The following is a 20,168-nucleotide window of genomic DNA, read 5'->3' as shown; positions in this document are numbered from 1 at the left end:
GGGCCGAAGGGCAAGGGCTTCCGGCGTCGCGTGACGCGGGCCGGGGCCCGGCCGATCAGAGCGCGCGCCAGCCGATGTCACGGCGGCAGAAACCCTCCGGCCAGTCGATCGCATCGACCATCGCATAGGCCGCGTCCCGCGCCTCTGCGAGCGTGCCGCCGCGCGCGGTGGCGGCCAGAACCCGCCCTCCGACCGCGGTGATCCGGCCATCCCTCGCCGCCGTTCCGGCATGAAACACCACCTGACGGCTCGTCTCGGGCAGCGCCTCGAGGCCGCGGATCTCCGAGCCCTTTTCGTAGCGGCCCGGATAGCCCCGCGCTGCCAGCACCACGGTCAGCGCGTGATCCTCGGCCCAGTTCACCCGCATTTCGTCGAGCCGCCCCTCGGCGCAGGCCAGAAGCAGGTCGAGCGCCTGCGCCCCCAGCCGCAGCATCAGCACCTGACACTCCGGGTCGCCGAAGCGGACGTTGTACTCCACCAGCCGCGCGCGGCCCTGTTCGATCATCAGCCCGGCATAGAGGACGCCGCTGTAGGGAGCGCCGCGGCGGGCCATCTCGGCGATGGTGGGCTTGATGATCTCGTCCAGCGCCTGCCGCTGGATCGCGGGCGTGAGAACCGGCGCCGGCGAATAGGCGCCCATGCCCCCGGTGTTCGGCCCCTCGTCGCCGTCGAAGGCGCGCTTGTGGTCCTGCGCGGTGCCGATCGGCAGGACGGTGCGCCCGTCGGTGAGGACGAAGAAGCTGGCCTCCTCGCCCGCCATGAACTCCTCGATCACCACCTCGGCGCCCGCCGCGCCCAGACTGCCCGCGAACATGTCGTCGATGGCGGCGATGGCCTCGGCCTCGGTCATGGCCACCACCACGCCCTTGCCCGCGGCCAGCCCGTCGGCCTTGACGACGATCGGCGCGCCCGAGGCCTGCACATGGGCCCGCGCCGCCTCGGCCTCGGTGAAGCGCGCGTAGCCGGCCGTCGGGGCTCCGCAGGCGTCGCAGATCTCCTTGGTGAAGCCCTTCGACGCCTCGAGCCGTGCGGCCGCCTGCGAGGGGCCGAAGGTCAGGATGCCCGCGGCCCGCGTCGCATCGGCCACACCCGCGGCCAGCGGCGCCTCGGGCCCCACCACGACGAAATCGACCGAGTTCGCCTCGCAGAAGGCGACCACGGCCGCGCCATCGAGGATGTCGAGGTCAGAACATTCGGCGATCCGCGCGATCCCGGCGTTACCCGGCGCCACGATCAGCCGGTCGCACTTGGGGTTCTGCTTGATCGCCCAGGCCAGCGCATGCTCGCGCCCGCCGCCGCCGAGAATGAGGATGTTCATGCGCGCTCCTTGTCCAACCTGCCGCTTCCTACTGCCTGCGGCCGCGCCGGACAAGGATCGCACGGCCGCTTGCCTGCCCTGCCCCGCTGGGGCAGAAAGACCCCATGTCCGATCTCTTCGAAGACCCCGCCCCCGCCCGCAACACGCCGGAATACACCGTCTCGGAACTGTCGGGCGCCGTGAAGCGCGTGATCGAGGGCGAGTTCGGCCTTGTCCGCGTGCGCGGCGAGATCGGGCGCGTGTCGCGGCCCGCGTCGGGGCACCTCTATTTCGACCTCAAGGACGATCGCGCCGTGATCGCGGCGATCTGCTGGAAAGGTCAGGCCGGGCGTCTCTCGGTGCGGCCCGAGGAAGGGATGGAGGTGGTGGCCACGGGGCGCATGACCACCTTCCCCGGCCAGTCGAAATACCAGATCATCGTCGAGGACATGGCCCCCGCGGGTGCCGGCGCGCTGATGGCCATGCTCGAAAAGCGCCGCGCGGCGCTCGCGGCCGAAGGGCTGTTCGACGCGGCGCGCAAGCGCCCCCTGCCCTTCCTGCCGCGGGTGATCGGCGTCGTCACCTCGCCCTCGGGCGCGGTGATCCGCGACATCCTTCACCGGCTGCGCGACCGCTTCCCGAGCCATGTGCTGATCTGGCCGGTGGCGGTGCAGGGCGAGAAATGCGCCCCCGAAGTGGCGGCCGCGATCCGCGGCTTCAACGCCCTGCCCGACGGGGGCCCCATCCCCCGCCCCGACCTGCTGATCGTGGCGCGCGGCGGTGGCAGCCTCGAGGATCTCTGGGGCTTCAACGAGGAGATCGTCGTCCGCGCCGCCGCCGAGAGCCGGATCCCGCTGATCTCGGCCGTGGGCCACGAGACCGACACCACCCTGATCGACCACGCCGCCGACCGCCGCGCCCCCACGCCCACCGCCGCGGCCGAGATGGCGGTGCCCGTGCGGCTCGACCTGCTGGCCGGCCTCGATGGACAGGGCGCGCGGCTCTCGCGCTGCGCGGCCGAGACGATCCGGCGCCGTGACCAGCGGCTTCGGGATCTCTCCCGCGCGCTGCCGCGGCTGGACAGCCTTGTCGCCGGCCCCAGCCAGCGGTTCGACCTCTGGTCCGCACGGCTTTCTGGCGCGCTCGGGCAGAGCGTCGCGGCCCGCCGCGCCCGGCTCGAGCCGCTGGGCGCCCATCTGCGGCCCCGGCTGCTGGCCGATCTGGTGGCGCGGCAGAAGGACCGGCTCGCCGACCGCGGCCGCGGCCTCGAGACCTGCCTCGGCCGCCGCAGCGAGCGGGCGCGGGACCGGTTCGAGGCCCTCTCGGGCCGGCTCGCGCCCGCCTTCGCGCGTCTGGTGGCCGAGAGCGAGCGCACGAACCGGCGCGATGCGGCGGCCCTCGGGGCACTGGCCGCCCGTCTGGAGGCCGCCCCCGAGGCGCGGCTCCTGCGGCTGGCCGATCGGCTCGAGGCGCTCGACCGGCTGCGCCAGACGCTGGGCTACCGCGAGACCCTCCGGCGCGGCTATGCGGTGGTGCGCGCGGATGGCGAGGTGGTGACCACGAAAACCGCCGCCGAGCGGGCGGCCAGCCTCGAGATCGAGTTCCAGGACGGCCGTCTCACGCTCGGCGCGCGCAAGCCCCGCAAGGGCAAGGCCGAACCGCCCGCACAGGGCAGCCTGCTCTGAGGCCCGCGCGCCTCACACGCCCACGTCCGGGCCGGCACAGACCAGCGGGGCCGGCGTCTGGGCCACCTCCGACAATTCCGTTCCGGCCGGATCGCCCTCGAACTGCGCCCTGAGGCCCGCGGAATCCCGGTAAAAGGTCCAGCATTGGGGGGTGGAATCGTGCTCGTAGACGAAGCAGATCTGGCCCGCGTCCTCATACCACTCGCCCCGGGCGCATTCCTGTCCACGAAAGGCCCAGACGACGCGGCGGCCGGGCAGATACTGCTCGGCGCCGTAGATCTGCCCACCCACGGCGTAAGAGAGGGTCTTGCCGACCGAATAAGCCTCGAACTCCTCGGCGCTGATCGGCTCGCCCGCCTGCACGGCCCCGGCGAAGGCCAGCGCCATGGCGGTTGGGATGATCCTGTGCATGAGTCCCTCCGGCAGTTCGGCGGGCGGGATCGCCCGCGCCAGACTGCCAGAGGCGCGCCCCCTTGGCCAGTCACGCCTGCGCCAACGCCCGGCGCCGCTGCGGCGGCCTTCCCCCTTCCCTCGCGCCGCCTGAGCGACTAGGTGTCAGAAGCCGCAGGAAGGGGAGGCGGAAGCCCATGTCGTTCTTCAAGAAGATGCGCGAGAAGATGTTCCGCTCCTCGGACCGGCTGTCGGACGAGCTGGACGCGCTGGTCGAGGAAGGCGCCTCGACCGAACCCGCCGCGACCGGACCCGAGATGGACGAGGCGCCCCTGATCCTCGACCGGCCAGCCGCGCCCGCACCGCGCCCGGCCGAGCCTCCGGCCACCTTCGCCCCCGATCCCGTGCCCGTGCCCGAGCCTGCGCGCGCCCTCGCGCCGCCGCCGCCCGCGCCCCTGCCCGATCCCGATCGCCGCGCGCCCGAACCGCCCCCCGAAGCCGGCGGGCGCGATCGCGAACCGGCCCCCGAACCCGAACCCGAACGCCGCCCCGGCTTCTTCGGCCGCATGTTCGGCCAGACGGAAGAGCCGCGCCGGATCCTCGACGACGCCATGCTCGAGAGCCTCGAGGAGGTGCTGATCCAGGCCGACATGGGCGTCGAGACCGCGCTCCGGGTCACGGCCAACATCGCCGAGGGCCGCTATGGCCGCCGCGTCTCGTCGCGCGAGATCAAGGAGGCGCTGGCCACCGAGATCGCCCGCATCCTCGAGCCCGTGGCCCGCCCGATGCCGCTCTATCCCTCGCGTCCACAGGTGGTGCTGGTGGTGGGCGTGAACGGCTCGGGCAAGACCACGACCATCGGCAAGCTCGCCTCCCAGTTCCGCGCCGCCGGAAAGTCCGTCGTGATCGCGGCCGGAGACACGTTCCGCGCCGCCGCCGTCGAGCAGCTTCAGGTATGGGGCCGCCGCGCCGGCGTGCCGGTCCTGACCGCGCCGGAGGGCTCCGACCCGGCCTCGCTGGCGTTCGATGCCATGACGAAGGCCCAGGCCGAGGGGGCCGATCTTCTGATGATCGACACGGCCGGCCGGCTGCAGAACCGCACGGATCTCATGGAAGAGCTGTCCAAGATCGTGCGGGTGATCCGCAAGAAGGATCCCGACGCGCCGCACAACACGCTGCTCGTGCTGGACGCCACCACCGGACAGAACGCGCTGAGCCAGGTCGAGATCTTCCGCAAGCTCGCCGATGTCTCGGGCCTTGTGATGACCAAGCTCGACGGCACCGCCAAGGGCGGCGTGCTCGTGGCCCTGGCCGATCGCTTCGGCCTGCCGATCCATGCGATCGGCGTGGGCGAGCAGATCGACGACCTCGCCCCCTTCGACCCCGAGGAGTTCGCCCGCGCCCTGATGGGCCTCGACGACTGAGACCGACCGCGCCCCTTCCCGGACGCGACCCCTGCCTTTCACTCTGGAAAAATATCCTCGGGGGGTCCGGGGGGCAGACAGCCCCCCGGCGGCCCGCCGCTCCACCCCGCCATGACAGCCTGGATCCTCTCCCTCGAAGGCACCGAAGCCGGGGCGCGGCTCGCGCTCCTTCTCGCGCTGACCTCGGCCCTGGCCCATGCCTGCTTCGGCGCCTTGCAGAAGGGCCGGCACGATCCCTGGCTCGCCCGGGGCGCGATCGACGTCTTCATGGTGCTGCTGTCGGCTCCGGTCGCGCTGTTCCTCGTGCCCTGGCCCCGCGGCTTCGAATGGCTGGTGATGGCGGGAGTGATGGCGATCCACCTCGCCTACAAGATCGCGATGGCGCGGGCCTATTCGCGCGCGGCCTACACGGTCGTCTATCCGGTCGTGCGCGGCGTGGGGCCGCTGGCGACGCTGGCCTTCGCGGCCCTGTTCCTGGGCGAGCAGTATGTCGGCATCCAGTGGCTGGGCGTGGCGCTGCTGTCGGGAGCGATCCTGATGCTCGCGCGGCTCAACTTCACCTCGAGCCCGCACATCGGGCGCATCGACCTGCAGGCGGGCCTTGCCTGGGCCTTCGCCGGCGGCCTGATGGTTGCGATCTACACGACCTACGACGCCTGGGCTATCCGGCTCATGCCCGATCCCTTCACCTTCCTCGCCTGGTTCTTCCTGATGACCTCGCTCGATTTCCCGCTGATGCTGGGGTACAGGCTTCTCAAGGCCCGGCAGATCCCCGAGGCGGCCGGCGCGCTGGCGCTGCGTGGATTCGTGGGGGCGCTGATCGCCTTCGTGAGCTTCGGGGGCGTGATGCTCGGGACGCGGCTGGGCAAGGTGGCCGAGGTGGCTTCGCTGCGCGAGACCTCGACCCTCTTCGCCGCGGCGATCGGCTGGCTGTTCCTCGGCGAGCGGTCGGGGCCTGCGAAGATACTGCTGATGGGCCTGATCGCCCTCGGCGCGATACTGGTTCAGGCGGGATGAAAGGGAGAAAGATGGCAGAGCGGATCAACCCGATGGTCAAGGCGGCGCTGGAGTGGGGGCCGATCGCGGCCTTCTTCCTCGGCTATGTGCAGCTGAAGGACGAAACCTTCGCCTTTGGCGGCACCGACTACCAGGGCTTCATCGTGGTGACGGCCGCCTTCATCCCGCTGATGGTGATCTGCACCGGCCTGCTCTGGCGGCTGACGGGCAAGCTCTCGCGGATGCAGGTGGCGACGGTCGTTCTGGTCGTGGTGTTCGGCGGCCTCTCGGTCTGGCTGAACGACGAGCGGTTCTTCAAGATGAAGCCCACCATGATCTACCTGCTGTTCGGCGCCCTTCTCGGCATCGGATTGCTGCGCGGGCAGAGCTGGCTCAAGCTGGTGCTCGAGGAGGCGGTGCCCCTGCAGCCTGAGGGCTGGATGGTGCTTACTCGGCGCGTGATGCTGTTCTTTTTCGTGCTCGCCGCCGCGAACGAGGCGGTCTGGCGGTTGATGAGCACGGACGCCTGGGTCAATTTCAAGACCTTCGGGCTGCCCCTGGCCATCTTCGCCTTCTTCATGACGCAGGGCAGCCTCTTCAGGCGCTACGGGCTGGAGCGCGGGGACAAGGTCTGAGCCGCGGCCAGTGTCGCAGGGGGCCGGCGGCGGGGAGTGACGGGAACAGGCCGGGGGCTCTGCCCCCGGACCCCCGGGATATTTGGGCCAGAATGAAGGGAGGCGCGCGGCGCTTGAGGGGCGTTTGCCAGGTTTCCCTCAGGCGCGGTATAGCGGGATCGGCCTCACCGCGGACTGGAACTCGGTGAGCACCCGCTCGGGGCCGTGGGTCTGGGCGAGACGCAGCAGGGCAAAGCGGATCTCGGCGATCTCGCGGTAGTAGTTCAGGTAGGCGGCGTTCAGCGTGGCGCCTGTCACCGCGCCGAGCACGGGCACGGCCTGGGCCATGAGTTTCTGGCCAAGCGCCGCGGCAAGTCTGGGCGCGACCGAGGCCACGACCTTGCTGACCGCGGCCCCGCTGAGCGCGATGCGGGCGCCGATGAAGCTGGTGTTCACGCCGTCGTCGCGCTTGAGGGGGCTGCCGGCGCCGAAGATGCGCAGGCACTCCACGCGGATGGCCGGATCGTCCGGGTCGAAGCCCTCGGCTTCGGCCGCGCGGCGGATGGCGTGCATGATGACGGTGATCGTCACCGGCAGTTCGGCGATCGAGGTGGCAAGCCCCCCCGCGCCACCGGCCGCGCCCGTGAGCGCCACGAGAGCGGGCGTGGCGCGCCGTCCGAGGTCGGGGGCGGCACGGCCCGCCGCCGCGATCCGGTGGCTCTGCTCGAGGGCGCGGCGCGTCACCGTCTCGATCTGGCGCTGGAGGGCGGCCGGCAGCAGCGCCATCCGCTCTTCGAGCGACCCGCCGAAGCGGTTCATCAGGGCCATCACCGGACCGTTCGCGCGGTCGAACCGCAGGGCGAGCGCCGCGATCTCGGCTTCGGGACTGGTGCGCAGGGCGGGGAGGCGGCTGTTTGCGGTCATGCGACAAGAGGTAGGATCGGCCCGGGCGTTCGGCAATGGCCGCGCAGGCGCGTCAGCCGGCCTTCGTCACCGACCCCTCGACGCCCTCCCAAGCGCCCGTCACCAGCGGCATTCCCAGCACGCGCTCGGGGTTCGTGGGCGGCGGCATCTCCACCCGCTCGAGCTTGCGGAAGCCGAAGCGCCGGTAGTAGGGCGCGTCCCCGACCAGCATCACCCGCTCCCACCCGAGCTTCCTCGCCTCGGCCAGGGTTTCGGTGATCAGGAGCGCCCCCAGCCCCTCGCCCTGGCGCGTCGGATGGACCGCCACCGGCCCGAGAAGCAGCACCGGCTTGTCTGCGACCTTCACGGGCCAGTAGCGGATGGCCGCGGCGAGCGTGCCATCCGCGTCCCGCAAGAGCGCGCAGAGATCCGCCACCGTCGGCACCCCGTCGCGCAGCCGGTAGGAGGAGAGCGCCGTGCGGCCCGGCGCGAAGCAGAGGTCGTAGAGGGCCTCGACTTCCCACCAGTCGGCATCACGTTCCTGTTCAAGGCGATACAAGCCCGCTCCCCCTGCCTCCGGTTTCGGCTGGAACGGCGCGTAACACGCAGGCAGAACGGGATCAAACCGGAAAGGAGACCCATGTTCTACCGCCCCGAGGATGGCCACGGCCTGCCCCACAATCCCTTCAACGCCATCGTCGCCCCGCGGCCGATCGGCTGGATCTCGACCCGCGGGCCGACAGGGGACAATCTTGCGCCCTATTCCTTCTTCAACGCCGTGGCCTATGTGCCGCCGCAGGTCATGTTCGCCTCGACCAGCACGAAGGACAGCCTTGCCGCCCTCCGCGAGAGCGGGGTCTTCTGCGTGAACATCGTCGAGGAGGCGGCCCTTGCCCGGATGAACGCCACCTCGGCGGCCTTCCCGAGGGGCACCGACGAGTTTCGCGAAGCGGGCGTGGACAAGGCCGAATGCCGGACCATCGACTGCCCGCGGGTGGGAGACGCGCCGGCATCGCTCGAATGTCGCGTGACGCAGGTGGTCGACCTGCTGGGGCAGGACAATCATCTGGTGCTGGGCGAGGTCACGGGCGTGCATCTGCGCGACGACTGCCTGCGCGACGGGCGGTTCGACGTGACGGCCTTCCGGCCGATGGCGCGGCTCGGCTACCGCGACTATGCGGTGATCCGCGAGGTGATCGAACTGTCGCGCCCGCCGGCCGGCTGAGACGCCTGTATTTCGCGCTTCGTGAGTGGCAATGGCGATTTATCGCACCCGGAAACGGCCCGTTGACGCTTTCAACCGGGCGGCGGCGGGCCTAGTGTCCTGCCGGTCAATCAACCGGGGACAGCAATGAAGACCATGATCGGGGTGATCGGCGGTTCGGGGGTCTATGAGATCGACGGGCTGCAGGATGCGGTCTGGACGAAGGTCGAGACGCCGTGGGGCGATCCGTCGGACGAGATCCTGGTGGGCACGCTCGAGGGCGTGCCGATGGCCTTCCTGCCACGGCACGGGCGCGGCCATGTCCACAGCCCCTCCACCGTGCCCTACCGCGCCAACATCGACGCGATGAAGCGGCTGGGCGTCACGGACCTCGTCTCGGTCTCCGCCTGCGGCTCGTTCCGGGAAGAGATGGCGCCGGGCGACTTCGTGATCGTGGACCAGTTCATCGACCGCAGCTTCGCCCGGCCGAAGTCCTTCTTCGGCTCGGGCTGCGTTGCGCATGTCTCGCTTGCCAATCCGACCTGTCCGCGCCTGTCGGCGCTGTGCGCCGATGCCGCGCGCGCAACCGGCGTCACCGTCCACGAGGGCGGCACCTACCTCTGCATGGAGGGCCCGCAGTTCTCGACGCTGGCCGAGTCGCTCCTCTACAAGAGCTGGGGCTGCCACGTCATCGGCATGACCAACATGCCCGAGGCCAAGCTCGCCCGGGAGGCCGAGATCTGCTACGCCTCGGTCGCGATGGTCACCGACTATGACAGCTGGCACCCCCACCACGGCGAGGTGGACATCACCGCCATCATCGCGACGCTCGGCGCCAACGCCGACCACGCCCGCGGGCTGGTGGCGGGGCTGCCCGCCCGTCTGGGCGCCGCGCGCGACGCCTGCCCGCACGGCTGCGACCGGGCGCTCGAACATGCGATCATGACCGCTCCGGCCAAGCGCGACCCGGAGCTTCTGGCGAAACTCGACGCGGTCGCGGGCCGCGTGCTGAAAGGCTGAGGCGATGACGAACAAGTCGGTCCGGGACTATATCCGCACGATCGTGGATTTCCCGCACGAGGGGATCCTCTTCCGCGACGTGACCACCCTGTTTGCGGACCCGCGCGGCTTCCGCATCGCCATCGACCAGCTTCTCGCGCCCTATGCCGGGATGCGGTTCGACAAGGTGGCGGGCCTCGAGGCGCGCGGCTTCATCCTCGGCGGCGCCGTGGCGCACCAGCTCTCGACGGGCTTCGTGCCGATCCGCAAGAAGGGCAAGCTGCCGGGCCGCACGGTCTCGGTGAGCTACCAGCTGGAATATGGCGAGGCGGTGGTCGAGGTGCATGACGACGCGATCCAGGCCGGCGAGCGGATCCTGCTGGTGGACGATCTCCTCGCCACCGGAGGCACGGCCGAGGCCGGCATCCGGTTGATCGAGCAGCTCGGCGGCGAAGTGGTGGGCTGCGCCTTCGTGGTGGACCTGCCGGACCTCGGCGGCCGCAAGAAGCTTGAGGCCATGGGCATGGAGGTCCATGCGCTCTGCGCCTTCGAGGGACTCTGAGGATCCTTCTTAACCCGACGTTAGGGATTCGGTCCTAGAAGCGGAAGAGCCGGGCGACCGGTCGCTGCTTGCAGGACGTGACCTCAACCCCAGCCTTGCCCCGCCGGTCGCTCCGGCGGGGCATTTCGCTGACGCCCCGCGCCTCAGGCTGCGCGCAGGACAGCGCCCGGGTTCATGATCCCGTGCGGATCCAGCGCCGCCTTGATGGCCCGCATCGCCGCCAGCCGGGCCGGATCCCCGTAGCGTTCGAGCTCGGCCACCTTCAGCCGTCCGATCCCGTGCTCGGCGCTGATCGAGCCGCCCGCCGCATGGACAAGGTCATGCACGCAGCGGGTGATCTCGGCCCGCAGCGGCTCGTAGTCCTCGCGCCGCCGGCCGGGGGCCGGGAAGACGTTGTAATGCAGATTGCCATCGCCCAGATGTCCGAAGCAGTTCACCCGCAGCGACCCGATCCGGGCAAGCGCCGCGCCCGCCTCCTCGACAAAGCGCGCAATCTCGCCCAGCGGCAGCGAGATGTCGTGGCTCGCGATCGAGCCGATGCGGCGGTTGCCCTCGGGTATGGTCTCGCGGATCGCCCAGAAATCCGCGCGCTGTGCGAGGGACTGGGCCACGATCCCGTCCGAGACCAGCCCCGCCTCCAGCCCTTCGGCAAAGAGCGCCTCGAGTTCGGCCGCCGGGTCCATCCCCTCGGCAAGCCCCAGATCCACCAGAACGGTCCAGACCGGAGGCTCGGCAAAGGGCTGGCGCAGCCCCGGCATGGTCTCGGCCAGAAAGTCCAGCCCCTGCCGGTGCATGAGTTCGAAGCCCGTCACCAGCGGGCCAAGCCTCCGTTGCGCCCGCCCCAGCAGATCGAGCGCGGCGGCCGGATCGCGCACCGCCAGAAGCGCCGCCCCCTCCGCCGCGGGCGGCCGGACAAGCTTGAGGCTCGCCGCCGTGATGATCCCGAGCGTGCCTTCCGCCCCGATCAGCAGGTTCCTCAGATCATAGCCCGTATTGTCCTTCCGAAGCCGCTTCAGCCCGTGCAGGATCGAGCCGTCGGGCAGCACCGCCTCAAGCCCGAGGCAGAGATCGCGGGCGTTGCCGTAGCGCAGCACCGCCGTTCCTCCCGCGTTGCAGGCCAGGTTGCCGCCGATCCGGCAGGAGCCCTCCGAGGCGAGCCACAGCGGGAACATCCGCCCCGCCGCCTCGGCCGCCGCCTGCACGTCGGCGAGGATCGCGCCCGCCTCGACAAGGATCACGTTTTCCGAAGGGAAGAGGCCGCGCACGCGGCTCATCCGCTCGAGCGAGACGAGGAGCGGCAACGGCCCCTCGCCCATCACCTGCCCTCCCACAAGACCCGTTCCGCCTCCGATCGGCACGATGCCCACGCGCGCCTCGGCGCAAGCCGAGACGAGGCGCGCCACCTCCTCGGTGGTGCGCGGCAGGGCCACCGCTCCGGCCCGGCCCAGGTGGCGGCCGCGCGGCTCGGTCAGGTGATGGGGCTGGGGCTGCGCCAGCGTCCCGGGCGGAAATCGCCGGGCCAGGCCGGCCAGAAAGGCATCATCGGCGGGGTTCAGCATGGGCACCTCCGGCGCCTCTCTATCCCCCCCCCGCCCCTCAGTCCACCCAGGCGGGATCGAGCACCATGATCGTCGGCCGCCGCGGCAGGGAGGCCAGCGACAGCTCCAGCTCGGCCCCCTCGAGGCGCACCACCTCGAACTCCGCCTGCATGTTCGACAGGAACATCTCGAGCGAGCGCCCCGAGAACCAGTGCATCGGCAACACCACCGAGGACCGCAGGCGGCGCACGACCGCCTGCATCGTCTCGAGATTGACCGTATAGCCGCCATCCACCGGCACCATCAGCACATCGAGCCGGCCGAGCGCCGCATATTGCCCCGCGTCCGGCTCGTGGTGCAGGTGCCCCAGATGGCCGATGCAGAGACCCGCCACCTCGAAGACGAAGATCGAGTTGCCGTCCTTGCGCACCCCCTCGCCCCAGCGCGAGCGCACGTCGGTGGGCACGTTGCGCACCAGCATCTCGCCCAGGTCGAGGTGATGCTCGGCCCGCCCCCCCTCCTGCCACCCCGGCAGGACATGCGCGATGCGCGGATCGGGGAAATCGGTCCAGTGGGTCGAATGGGCGTTGTTCATGGTGGCCACGACCGGCACCACGTCGCGCTGCCCCAGCATCCCCGTGTAATCGGTGGCCGCTACCAGCCCGCCCGCTGTCTCGATCAGGAAGGTCGCATGATGGACATAGCGGATGCGCACCCGGTCCTCGGCCAGCGGATCCCCGAAGGCCGCGCTCATCACCCGTTCGGGCCCTTCGGCCAGGGCGATGCAGTGGCTCGGCGTGCGCTCCTGCGCCTCGGCGGCAAGGGGAAAGGCGAGGGCAAGGCTCGCGAGGGCTGGTCGGATCATCGGCGGCACCTCCAGCGCCGAAGCCTAGCAGCGGTCGCCCGCGCCGCCAGTCACAGCTGCGTCAGACCGCGCCCGTCCACCTTTCATTCTGGCACAAATATCCTGCGGGGGGTCCGGGGGGCGCAAAGCCCCCCGTGCGACGGTCGCCGCCCTCAGCCCGCGTCCGTCCGGCCTCGCCGGTCGCCGCGCAGGTTGGCGTAAAGCACATGGTTCCGCCAGCGGCCGGCAATCTGCAGGTAGCTCTGCGCCACGCCTTCATACTTGAAACCGCACTTCTCCAGCACGCCGCGTGAGGCCGCGTTCTCGGGCAGGCAGGCCGCCTCGATCCGGCTGACATCCAGCGTGTTGAAGGCGTGGTGGACGATCCCGAGGATCGCCTCGCGCATGTAGCCCTGCCGCGCGTGGGGGCGGCCGACCCAGTAGCCGAGCGTTCCTGCCTGCGCGGGCCCCCGGCGGATGTTGTCGAGCGTGATCGCGCCCAGAAGCGCCTGATCCTCGCGGCGGATCAGCACGAGCGGCAGGGCCGTGCCCTGGCTCTCGGCGCGGGCGGCCCAATAGACGCGGTTGGTGAAGGCCTTGCGCGTCAGATGGTCCGACGACCAGACCGGCTCCCAGGGCGTGAGGAAGGCCGCGCTCTCGGCGCGCAGCGCCGACCAGTCGCGCCAGTCGGAATGCTGCGGCAGCCGCAGCGTCATCCGCTCGGTCTCGATGCGGACCTTCCGACGCAGTCCGAGCATCAGGCCGCCAGCCGCTCTCGGATCTGCTGGAGCGCGGGCGCCTGCTCGGCCGGCCCATAGAGCGCGAGCGCCGACCGCGCCTGGGCCATCCGCTCGGCATAGTCCCGCACGGCCGCCACGGTCACGGAGTCGATCTTCTCAACCGCCTCGTCCACGCCCGGCACACGGCCCCAGATCGCCAGCAGACGCGCCAGACGCTCGGCGCGGCTCGAGGGGCTCTCGAGGCCCATCAGCAGGCCGGCCTTCAGCTGCGCGCGCGCGCGGGCGACTTCGGCTTCCGACATGTCGTCGGTCGCGCGGCGCAGTTCGTCGATGGTGAGGCCCGCCAGATCGGCCACCTCCTCGCCCGAGGTGCCGGCGTAGATCGTGATCTGCCCGGTATCCTCGTAGGCGCCCGACTGCGCGAAGATCGAGTAGCAGAGGCCGCGTTCCTCGCGCACCTTCTGGAACAGGCGCGAGGACATGCCGCCCCCCAGCGCCATCGCATAGACCTGTGCCGCATAGACATCGGGGGCGCGATAGCTCGGCGCCTCGAAGGCCATCGCGAAATGGACCTGCTCGAGCGATTTCAGCTCGCGCCGTTCGCCGCCGAGGAAGTCCGCCCGTTGCATCGGCCGCCGTCCGACGGGCTTCAGATGCCCGAACAGCGCCTGCGCCTGCGCCAGGATCTTCTGGTGATCGACGCCCCCCGCCGCGGCGAGGATCATGTGGTCGGGCCCGTATTGCTCGCCCACGAAACGGGTCAGATCGTCCCGCGTGAAGGACGACACGCGCTCTTCGGGCCCGAGGATCGTGCGGCCGAAGGACTGCTCCGGATAGGAGGCCTCCTGCAGCCAGTCGAAGATGATGTCGTCGGGCGTGTCGAGCGCCTGCCCGATCTCCTGCAGGATGACGTGCCGCTCGATCTCGATCTCCTTGGGGTCGAAGACCGGGTTCAGCACGATGTCGGCGATCACGTCCAGCGCCAGCGCCGTGTCCGCCTCGAGCACGCGGGCGTAGAAGGCCGTCATCTCGCGCGAGGTGTAGGCGTTGATGTAGCCGCCGACATCCTCGATCTCTTCCGCGATCTGCAGCGCCGTGCGGGTCTTCGTGCCCTTGAAGGCCATATGTTCGAGGAAATGGGCGATCCCGTTCTGTTCGGGCCGCTCGTGCCGGCCGCCCGCGGTGATCCAGATCCCGATCGAGGCCGAATGCAGCCCCGGCATGTGCTCGGTAACGATGCGGAAGCCGTTGGGAAGGGTGTCGAGGAGGACGGTCAACGCCCGGTCCTTTCGCGGATGAGGGTTTCGAGGGCGGCAAGGTCGTTGGGCACGCGCGTCATCCGCTCGGGCCGCTCGAAGAGATCGGCCATGCGGGCGGGCAGCGGCGGGCGGACGCCGGTGGCGGCCTCCACCGCGTCGGGGAACTTGGCGGGATGGGCGGTGGCCAGCGTCACCATCGGCTCGGTCCCGAGGTGCTCCTGCGCCACCTTCACGCCCACGGCGGAGTGCGGGCAGAGCACCTCGCCGGTCGCTGCGTGCGTGGCGCGGATGGTGGCCAGCGTCTCCTCCTCAGAGCAGCGGCCCGAGGTGAAGGTCTCGCGCAGCGTGCCCAGCGCGTTCGGGCTGATGCGAAAGCCACCCTGCTTCAGCTCATCCATCAGCGCGGCCACCGCCGCCCCGTCGCGGCCATAGGCATCGAACAGCGCGCGCTCGAAATTCGAGGACACCTGAATGTCCATCGAGGGGCTGATCGAGGGCGTGACCCCATGGGTGGCGTAATCGCCCGACGACAGCGCCCGGTGCAGGATGTCGTTCTGGTTCGTCGCCACCACCAGCCGCTTGATCGGCAGCCCCATGCGCCGGGCGATGTAGCCCGCGAAGATGTCGCCGAAATTGCCGGTGGGCACGGTAAAGCTCACCTCGCGGTGCGGCGCGCCGAGGCTGGTGGCGGCGGTGAAATAATAGACCACCTGCGCCAGCACCCGCGCCCAGTTGATCGAGTTCACGCCCGCAAGCCCCACCGCGTCACGGAAGGCAAAGTCGTTGAACATGTCCTTCAGCCGGGCCTGGCAATCGTCGAAATCGCCATCGACCGCCAGCGCGTGCACGTTCGCCTCGGCGGGCGTCGTCATCTGGCGGCGCTGCACCTCGGACACACGGCCATGCGGGAAGAGGATGAAGACATCGACGTTGGACAGCCCCCGGAAGGCCTCGATCGCGGCCGATCCGGTGTCGCCCGAGGTGGCGCCGACGATGGTGATGCGCTGGCCCGTCTTCGCCAGCGCCGCCTGGAACAGCTGGCCGATCAGCTGCATGGCGAAGTCCTTGAAGGCGAGCGTCGGGCCGTGGAACAGCTCGAGCAGGAAGTGGTTCGGCCCCAGTTGCACCAGGGGCGCGCGCGCGGCATGGCCGAAGCCCGCGTAGGCGGCGTCGATCAGGCCGCGGAACTCGTCATCTCCGAAGGTGTCGCCGACGAAGGGGCGCATGATGCGGAAGGCCACCTCCTCGTAAGGCAGGCCCGCCAGCGCCGCGATGCCGGCCTCGTCCAGCGTCGGCACGGTCTCGGGCACATAGAGGCCGCCGTCGCGGGCGAGGCCCGTCAGCATGGCCTCGCCGAAGCCGAGAACCGGAGCCGCACCGCGAGTCGAGATATATTGCATCGTTACCCTCATTCCGTCCGACGCCTGATACGCCAGAGCAGAAGAACTGTCATCCCCAGCCAGAGGACGGCAAGAGAAAACCACGTCACCGCATAGCCGAGATGGTCGTTCGGAATACCTTCGGTGCCGACGGGCCACGGCTCGATCCCGTCGCCGGTGGGCGTGCCCGCCACGACGAGGACCGGCTCGGTTCCCAGCGCCTCGGCGAGGGCCGGCAGGTCGCGGGCAAACCAGATGCCCGAGACCGGATCGGGCGAGGGCGTGAAGCCGTCCACCTCGTCGGGCCAGAGGAGGTTGCCGGTCAGGCCCGCCCCGACCGCGGTGCGCGGCAGGCCCCGATCCTGCTGCGGCAGGAACCCGCGGTCGATCAGGATCAGCCGGCCCTCATCGGTCTCGAAGGCCGAAATCACGCGGTAGCCCGCGCCGCGGTCCTTGCGGCTGACCAGAACATCGAGATGCTCACCCGTGAACCGGCCCGAGACGGTGACCGGCAGGTAGCGGTCACGCGCCGGTTCGGGCGCCTCGGGCAGCGTGACGGGCGGGGCCCCGACGCGCGCCTCGATCTCGGCCAGCACGCCCTCCTTCCAGTGCAGGCGTTGCACCTGCCACATCCCCAGCGCGACGAGGATCGCGGCGCCGATCAGGCCGAACAGGAGGGGCAGGATCATCCGGCGGATCATGGGGCAGGTCCTCGATGCAAAAAGCGCGCGCCTTGCGGCCCGCGCCTTGTGGTTCAACTGCACTGCCGGGGGCAAGCCCGGATGACGGGCATGGCCGGCCGCGGTGCCCCTACTGGCCCCAGACGTAGATCGAGGCAAAGAGGAACAGCCAGACCACATCGACGAAGTGCCAGTACCAGATCGCCGCCTCGAAGCCGATGTGCTTTTCGGGGGTGAAATGGCCGCGCTGGACACGGATCAGGCAGACGAGCAGGAAGATCGTGCCCACGATGACGTGGAAGCCGTGAAAGCCCGTCGCCATGAAGAAGTTCGCGCCGTAGATGTTGCCGGCGAAGCCGAAGGCCGCGTGGCTGTATTCGTAGGCCTGGAAGAAGGTGAAGAGGATGCCGAGCGCGATGGCGAGCGTCAGGCCCCAGGTCACGTCGCGCCGGTTGTTCTCGTGCACGAGCGCATGGTGCGCCCAGGTCGCCGCGCAGCCCGAGCAGAGCAGGATCAGCGTGTTGATCAGCGGCAGGTGCCAGGGATCGAAGGTGATGATCCCCTCGGGCGGGAAGATGCCGTCGATGGCCGGGCTTTCCGGCCCCATCGGATAGAGCGCGTGCTTGAAGAAGCTCCAGAACCAGGCCGCGAAGAACATCACTTCCGACATGATGAACAGGATGAAACCCCAGCGCAGCCCGAGACGCACCACCGGCGTATGGTCGCCCTCGAGGCTTTCGGCCACCACGTCCGACCACCAGCCGAACATCGTGTACAGCACCAGGACAAGCCCGATCAGCCCGAGCCAGGGCCCCGATCCATGCATCCAGAGGACGGCGCCGAACAGCATGACGAAGGCCCCGACCGAGGCCATGAAGGGCCAGATCGAGGGCGGCAGGATGTGGTAGTCGTGGTTCTTGGCGTGGGCCATGGTTCCCCCCGGATGGCGTCTTGGGTCAGTTCACGTCGATGCCGGCGGGGCGGGCGGCGAGCGCGGCCTGCTCCTCGGGCAGTTCGGTCTGATGGAAGGTGTAGGACAGGGTGATCTGGCGCACGTAGCGCCCGTCGCGGTCCTTCACGATGGCGGGATCGACATAGAAGCTCACCGGCATCTCGACCCGTTCGCCCGGCGCCAGCACCTGCTCGGTAAAGCAGAAACAGGCGATCTTGGCGAAGTAGCCCCCGGCGGCATCCGGCGTGACATTGTAGCTGGCCGTGCCCGCCACGGTGCGGTCGGTCGGGTTGTAGGCCTCGTAGAAGGCCAGCCCCGTTTCGCCGATGCGGACCTCCATCTCGCGCTGGAGGGGGCGGAACTCCCACGGCATGCCGGCCTCGCGCGAGGCGTCGAAGCGGACCCGGATCGTGCGATCGAGCACCTCGGCGGGCGCCTCGGAGGCGACCGCGGTCGTGCCGCCGAACCCCGTGACCCGGCAGAACCAGTCATAGAAGGGCACGGCCGCGAACGAGGCCGCGCCCATCACCACGACCACGCCCACCAGCCACCCGGCCGTCTTCTGATGCGGCGAGAGGCTCATCGCGCCACCACTCCCGGCGGGGCATGGGCGAAGGCGCCGCGCTCGCCCAGCTGCGAGACCTTGGCGACCGTCAGGCCGAACACGACCAGAATGAAGGCGGCCAGCGTGACCCCCAGCCCCACGTTGCGGCCGAGCCTGCGGCGGTGCATCTCGTGTTCGGCGCGGATGGTCATGTCACCAGCCTCCCAGTCCGTAGGGTTTGAGCGCGGCCTCGGCGAGGATCGCGCCGAAATGCAGGAAGAGGTAATAGAGCGAGAAGCGGAAGAAGCCCTTCTCGACGCGGTAACGGTCCGCCTCGGCCTCGGCCTCGTCCCGCCGCCAGATGCGGACCGCGCCGCGCAGGAGCCAGCCGTTGAGCGCGAGCGCCACAACGAGGTACAGCGGCCCGCCGATTCCGGTGAAGGCCCCCGCCACGGCCAGGGGGGCCAGAAGCAGCGCATAGGCCAGCACATGCCCGCGCGTGACCCGCCGCCCGTGGGTCACGGTCAGCATGGGCACGCCCGCGTCGGAATAATCGGACTTCATGAAGAGCGCGAGCGACCAGAAATGCGGCGGCGTCCACATGAAGATCAGCGCGAACATGAAGAGCGACTCGAGCGAGACGCCGCCCGTGGCCACGGCCCAGCCGATCATCGGCGGGAAGGCCCCGGCCGCGCCGCCGATCACGATGTTCTGCGGCGTCGTGCGCTTCAGCCACATGGAATAGACGACCGCGTAGAAGAAGATGGTGAAGGCCAGCAGCCCCGCCGCGAAGAGGTTGGTGGCAAGGCCCAGCATCACCACCGCGATCCCCGACAGGGCGAGCCCCAGCCCCAGCGCCTCGCCGGGCTGGACGACACCTGCCGGAACGGGCCGGTTGCGCGTCCGCTTCATCACCCGGTCGATGTCGGCATCCCACCACATGTTCAGCGCGCCCGAGGCCCCTGCCCCCAGCGCGATGAAGAGGATGCCCGTCAGCGCGATCATCGGATGCACCGTCGCCGGCGCCACCAGAAGGCCCACCAGCGCCGTGAAGACCACAAGCGACATGACCCGCGGCTTCAGCAGGGCGAAGTAGTCGCCGAACCCGGCCTCCTTCGGAACCTCGGTGATGCGGATGTCGGTCATGCAACTCTCTCCTGCGGCAACTCGTCCGTGCTGCTGTCGAACGTGGCGCAGGCGGTATCCGTTCCAGCCCTCATTCGACGGCGGTGCCGGCAGCGCCCGCCGGGGCCAGCGCCGACAGCTCGTAGGTGCCGCCGCGGGCCTGATCGAGCCAGGCGGCGTAGGCCTCTTCCGAGACCACCTTGACCGTGATCGGCATGTAGGCGTGCGAGATGCCGCACAGCTCGGAGCACTGGCCGAAATAGACGCCTTCGCGCTCGGCCCGGAACCAGAGTTCGGCCAGGCGGCCCGGCACGGCGTCCTGCTTCACCCCGAACGAGGGCACGGTCCAGGAGTGGATGACGTCGGCGCCGGTGACCTGGACGACCACGGTCTTGTTGACCGGCACGACCATGGCGGTGTCCGTGGCCAGCAGGAACTCGTCACGGCCATAGCCCGCCTCGATCAGCTGCTGCTCGACCTCGGGCGTCAGCCGGTTGTCGCCGCCGGTCGCGGGCGAGCCGATCATGTAGCTTTCGAACGAGATCTCCTCGTCGGGATATTCATAGCCCCAGTACCACTGGTAGCCCGTGACCTTCACCGTCACGTCCGCGTCGGGGATCTCCTGCTGATGGAAGAGCACGGGCAGCGAGAAGGCCCCGATCGCCACGAGGATGAGGATCGGCACGATCGTCCAGGCGATCTCGAGCGGCGAATTGTGGGTGAAGCGGGCCGGAACGGCGTTGCGCTTCTCGTGGAAGCGCCAGGCGGCATAGAGGATGAGAAGCGTGACGAAGATGGTGATGGCCGCGATGATGACGAGGATGAACCCGTCCAGCCAGTGGATCTGCGTCGCGACCGGACCTGCCGAGGGCTGGAAGCCGGTTCCGCCCTGCACGGGCTTTCCGATGATCTCGAGGCTCTGCTGCTGCGCGCTGGCAGAGCCGGCCGCAACAAGCCCCGCCGCCCATGTGGCGCATCCGGTCAAGGTCGTGAATTGTCTCATGTTCAGATCCCGTTGGCTCTCGCCGGCCGT

Annotated in this window: 22 protein-coding genes; 7 read left to right on the top strand and 15 right to left on the bottom strand. The window is 69.9% G+C overall.

The features are described 5' to 3' along the window. Positions 1–55 precede the first annotated feature (55 nt). The gene (gene purD, locus LV780_RS02895; protein WP_108221074.1) at positions 56–1,318 is read right to left on the bottom strand and encodes a phosphoribosylamine--glycine ligase; all 1,263 of its coding nucleotides are present in this window, start codon (positions 1,316–1,318) and stop codon (positions 56–58) included. Between the two features lie 104 nt (positions 1,319–1,422). Here purD and xseA point away from each other — a divergent pair, with 104 nt between their 5' ends. After that, positions 1,423–2,982 carry an exodeoxyribonuclease VII large subunit gene (gene xseA, locus LV780_RS02890; protein WP_011907689.1) on the top strand — a complete coding sequence of 520 codons (1,560 nt, stop codon included), beginning with the start codon at positions 1,423–1,425 and terminating at the stop codon, positions 2,980–2,982. A 12-nt stretch (positions 2,983–2,994) separates the two neighbouring features. Here xseA and LV780_RS02885 read toward each other — a convergent pair whose 3' ends face one another. Then, complete coding sequence (locus tag LV780_RS02885; RefSeq protein WP_108221075.1) at positions 2,995–3,393, bottom strand: hypothetical protein; 399 nt, start codon at positions 3,391–3,393, stop codon at positions 2,995–2,997. A 176-nt stretch (positions 3,394–3,569) separates the two neighbouring features. On the opposite strand from LV780_RS02885, the gene ftsY reads away from it, so the two are divergent. The 3 genes from ftsY (at position 3,570) to LV780_RS02870 (ending at position 6,427) form a co-directional block, all read left to right on the top strand. Beyond that, on the top strand, positions 3,570–4,796 hold the full coding sequence (gene ftsY / locus LV780_RS02880; protein WP_108221076.1) for a signal recognition particle-docking protein FtsY: 1,227 nt from the start codon (positions 3,570–3,572) through the stop codon (positions 4,794–4,796). A gap of 111 nt (positions 4,797–4,907) precedes the next feature. Continuing rightward, entirely contained in the window at positions 4,908–5,813 is a 906-nt protein-coding gene (locus LV780_RS02875; RefSeq protein ID WP_101341802.1) for a DMT family transporter, read from the top strand. 11 nt (positions 5,814–5,824) lie between these two features. Next, positions 5,825–6,427, top strand: coding sequence for an inner membrane-spanning protein YciB (locus tag LV780_RS02870; RefSeq protein ID WP_108221077.1), 603 nt, complete (start codon positions 5,825–5,827; stop codon positions 6,425–6,427). A 138-nt stretch (positions 6,428–6,565) separates the two neighbouring features. On the opposite strand, the gene LV780_RS02865 is transcribed toward LV780_RS02870, so the two are convergent. Together LV780_RS02865 and LV780_RS02860 are read right to left on the bottom strand one after the other, a co-directional pair. Further along, positions 6,566–7,330 (bottom strand): EcsC family protein, encoded by a 765-nt coding sequence (locus tag LV780_RS02865; protein WP_108221078.1) that lies wholly within the window; start codon positions 7,328–7,330, stop codon positions 6,566–6,568. Between the two features lie 52 nt (positions 7,331–7,382). Beyond that, the gene (locus LV780_RS02860; protein ID WP_108221079.1) at positions 7,383–7,868 is read right to left on the bottom strand and encodes a GNAT family N-acetyltransferase; all 486 of its coding nucleotides are present in this window, start codon (positions 7,866–7,868) and stop codon (positions 7,383–7,385) included. A gap of 81 nt (positions 7,869–7,949) precedes the next feature. On the opposite strand from LV780_RS02860, the gene LV780_RS02855 reads away from it, so the two are divergent. The 3 genes from LV780_RS02855 to LV780_RS02845 all read left to right on the top strand — a co-directional run bounded on the left by LV780_RS02855 (position 7,950) and on the right by LV780_RS02845 (position 10,074). Further along, positions 7,950–8,534 carry a flavin reductase family protein gene (locus LV780_RS02855; protein ID WP_108221080.1) on the top strand — a complete coding sequence of 195 codons (585 nt, stop codon included), beginning with the start codon at positions 7,950–7,952 and terminating at the stop codon, positions 8,532–8,534. A gap of 126 nt (positions 8,535–8,660) precedes the next feature. Beyond that, on the top strand, positions 8,661–9,533 hold the full coding sequence (locus LV780_RS02850) for an S-methyl-5'-thioadenosine phosphorylase (protein WP_101341797.1): 873 nt from the start codon (positions 8,661–8,663) through the stop codon (positions 9,531–9,533). A gap of 4 nt (positions 9,534–9,537) precedes the next feature. Then, positions 9,538–10,074: an adenine phosphoribosyltransferase gene (locus LV780_RS02845; protein WP_101341796.1), complete on the top strand. Its 537-nt coding sequence runs from the start codon at positions 9,538–9,540 to the stop codon at positions 10,072–10,074. A gap of 143 nt (positions 10,075–10,217) precedes the next feature. Here LV780_RS02845 and LV780_RS02840 read toward each other — a convergent pair whose 3' ends face one another. The 11 genes from LV780_RS02840 to coxB all read right to left on the bottom strand — a co-directional run bounded on the left by LV780_RS02840 (position 10,218) and on the right by coxB (position 20,138). After that, positions 10,218–11,633 (bottom strand): FAD-binding oxidoreductase, encoded by a 1,416-nt coding sequence (locus LV780_RS02840; RefSeq protein ID WP_108221081.1) that lies wholly within the window; start codon positions 11,631–11,633, stop codon positions 10,218–10,220. A 37-nt stretch (positions 11,634–11,670) separates the two neighbouring features. Continuing rightward, a complete protein-coding gene (locus tag LV780_RS02835) occupies positions 11,671–12,477 on the bottom strand; it encodes an MBL fold metallo-hydrolase (protein WP_108221082.1) in 807 nt (268 codons plus the stop codon). A gap of 152 nt (positions 12,478–12,629) precedes the next feature. After that, positions 12,630–13,214, bottom strand: a complete 585-nt coding sequence (locus LV780_RS02830) for a GNAT family N-acetyltransferase (protein WP_011907677.1) — start codon at positions 13,212–13,214, stop codon at positions 12,630–12,632. Beyond that, positions 13,214–14,473 carry a M16 family metallopeptidase gene (locus LV780_RS02825; protein WP_101341794.1) on the bottom strand — a complete coding sequence of 420 codons (1,260 nt, stop codon included), beginning with the start codon at positions 14,471–14,473 and terminating at the stop codon, positions 13,214–13,216. Before LV780_RS02825 ends, LV780_RS02830 begins: the two co-directional genes overlap by 1 nt. Next, positions 14,470–15,855, bottom strand: coding sequence for a threonine synthase (gene thrC / locus LV780_RS02820; protein ID WP_108221083.1), 1,386 nt, complete (start codon positions 15,853–15,855; stop codon positions 14,470–14,472). The genes LV780_RS02825 and thrC overlap by 4 nt, the downstream gene beginning before the upstream one ends. A gap of 8 nt (positions 15,856–15,863) precedes the next feature. Next, complete coding sequence (locus tag LV780_RS02815) at positions 15,864–16,535, bottom strand: SURF1 family protein (protein ID WP_011907674.1); 672 nt, start codon at positions 16,533–16,535, stop codon at positions 15,864–15,866. Positions 16,536–16,644: 109 nt separating this feature from the next. After that, entirely contained in the window at positions 16,645–17,445 is an 801-nt protein-coding gene (locus LV780_RS02810; RefSeq protein ID WP_011907673.1) for a cytochrome c oxidase subunit 3, read from the bottom strand. Between the two features lie 25 nt (positions 17,446–17,470). Then, entirely contained in the window at positions 17,471–18,049 is a 579-nt protein-coding gene (locus tag LV780_RS02805) for a cytochrome c oxidase assembly protein (protein ID WP_011907672.1), read from the bottom strand. Continuing rightward, complete coding sequence (locus LV780_RS02800) at positions 18,046–18,222, bottom strand: hypothetical protein (protein WP_101341791.1); 177 nt, start codon at positions 18,220–18,222, stop codon at positions 18,046–18,048. Before LV780_RS02800 ends, LV780_RS02805 begins: the two co-directional genes overlap by 4 nt. Position 18,223: 1 nt before the next feature. After that, positions 18,224–19,156 (bottom strand): heme o synthase, encoded by a 933-nt coding sequence (gene cyoE, locus LV780_RS02795; protein WP_108221084.1) that lies wholly within the window; start codon positions 19,154–19,156, stop codon positions 18,224–18,226. A 70-nt stretch (positions 19,157–19,226) separates the two neighbouring features. Then, on the bottom strand, positions 19,227–20,138 hold the full coding sequence (gene coxB / locus LV780_RS02790) for a cytochrome c oxidase subunit II (protein WP_108221085.1): 912 nt from the start codon (positions 20,136–20,138) through the stop codon (positions 19,227–19,229). Positions 20,139–20,168: the final 30 nt, after the last annotated feature.

It is taken from the genome of Cereibacter azotoformans (assembly GCF_021391315.1).
Classification (GTDB): Bacteria; Pseudomonadota; Alphaproteobacteria; order Rhodobacterales; family Rhodobacteraceae; genus Cereibacter_A; species Cereibacter_A azotoformans.
The sequence above is the reverse complement of the archived record's forward strand: the minus strand, read 5'-3'. Positions and strand labels throughout refer to the sequence as shown.

What these genes read in the sequence shown, in the direction of transcription:
- purD (WP_108221074.1), bottom strand. Translation starts at nt 1,318, where the DNA reads ATGAACATCCTCATTCTCGGCGGCGGCGGGCGCGAGCATGCGCTGGCC.
- xseA (WP_011907689.1), top strand. Translation starts at nt 1,423, where the DNA reads ATGTCCGATCTCTTCGAAGACCCCGCCCCCGCCCGCAACACGCCGGAA.
- LV780_RS02885 (WP_108221075.1), bottom strand. Translation starts at nt 3,393, where the DNA reads ATGCACAGGATCATCCCAACCGCCATGGCGCTGGCCTTCGCCGGGGCC.
- ftsY (WP_108221076.1), top strand. Translation starts at nt 3,570, where the DNA reads ATGTCGTTCTTCAAGAAGATGCGCGAGAAGATGTTCCGCTCCTCGGAC.
- LV780_RS02875 (WP_101341802.1), top strand. Translation starts at nt 4,908, where the DNA reads ATGACAGCCTGGATCCTCTCCCTCGAAGGCACCGAAGCCGGGGCGCGG.
- LV780_RS02870 (WP_108221077.1), top strand. Translation starts at nt 5,825, where the DNA reads ATGGCAGAGCGGATCAACCCGATGGTCAAGGCGGCGCTGGAGTGGGGG.
- LV780_RS02865 (WP_108221078.1), bottom strand. Translation starts at nt 7,330, where the DNA reads ATGACCGCAAACAGCCGCCTCCCCGCCCTGCGCACCAGTCCCGAAGCC.
- LV780_RS02855 (WP_108221080.1), top strand. Translation starts at nt 7,950, where the DNA reads ATGTTCTACCGCCCCGAGGATGGCCACGGCCTGCCCCACAATCCCTTC.
- LV780_RS02850 (WP_101341797.1), top strand. Translation starts at nt 8,661, where the DNA reads ATGAAGACCATGATCGGGGTGATCGGCGGTTCGGGGGTCTATGAGATC.
- LV780_RS02845 (WP_101341796.1), top strand. Translation starts at nt 9,538, where the DNA reads ATGACGAACAAGTCGGTCCGGGACTATATCCGCACGATCGTGGATTTC.
- LV780_RS02840 (WP_108221081.1), bottom strand. Translation starts at nt 11,633, where the DNA reads ATGCTGAACCCCGCCGATGATGCCTTTCTGGCCGGCCTGGCCCGGCGA.
- LV780_RS02835 (WP_108221082.1), bottom strand. Translation starts at nt 12,477, where the DNA reads ATGATCCGACCAGCCCTCGCGAGCCTTGCCCTCGCCTTTCCCCTTGCC.
- LV780_RS02830 (WP_011907677.1), bottom strand. Translation starts at nt 13,214, where the DNA reads ATGCTCGGACTGCGTCGGAAGGTCCGCATCGAGACCGAGCGGATGACG.
- thrC (WP_108221083.1), bottom strand. Translation starts at nt 15,855, where the DNA reads ATGCAATATATCTCGACTCGCGGTGCGGCTCCGGTTCTCGGCTTCGGC.
- LV780_RS02815 (WP_011907674.1), bottom strand. Translation starts at nt 16,535, where the DNA reads ATGATCCGCCGGATGATCCTGCCCCTCCTGTTCGGCCTGATCGGCGCC.
- LV780_RS02810 (WP_011907673.1), bottom strand. Translation starts at nt 17,445, where the DNA reads ATGGCCCACGCCAAGAACCACGACTACCACATCCTGCCGCCCTCGATC.
- LV780_RS02805 (WP_011907672.1), bottom strand. Translation starts at nt 18,049, where the DNA reads ATGAGCCTCTCGCCGCATCAGAAGACGGCCGGGTGGCTGGTGGGCGTG.
- LV780_RS02800 (WP_101341791.1), bottom strand. Translation starts at nt 18,222, where the DNA reads ATGACCATCCGCGCCGAACACGAGATGCACCGCCGCAGGCTCGGCCGC.
- cyoE (WP_108221084.1), bottom strand. Translation starts at nt 19,156, where the DNA reads ATGACCGACATCCGCATCACCGAGGTTCCGAAGGAGGCCGGGTTCGGC.
- coxB (WP_108221085.1), bottom strand. Translation starts at nt 20,138, where the DNA reads ATGAGACAATTCACGACCTTGACCGGATGCGCCACATGGGCGGCGGGG.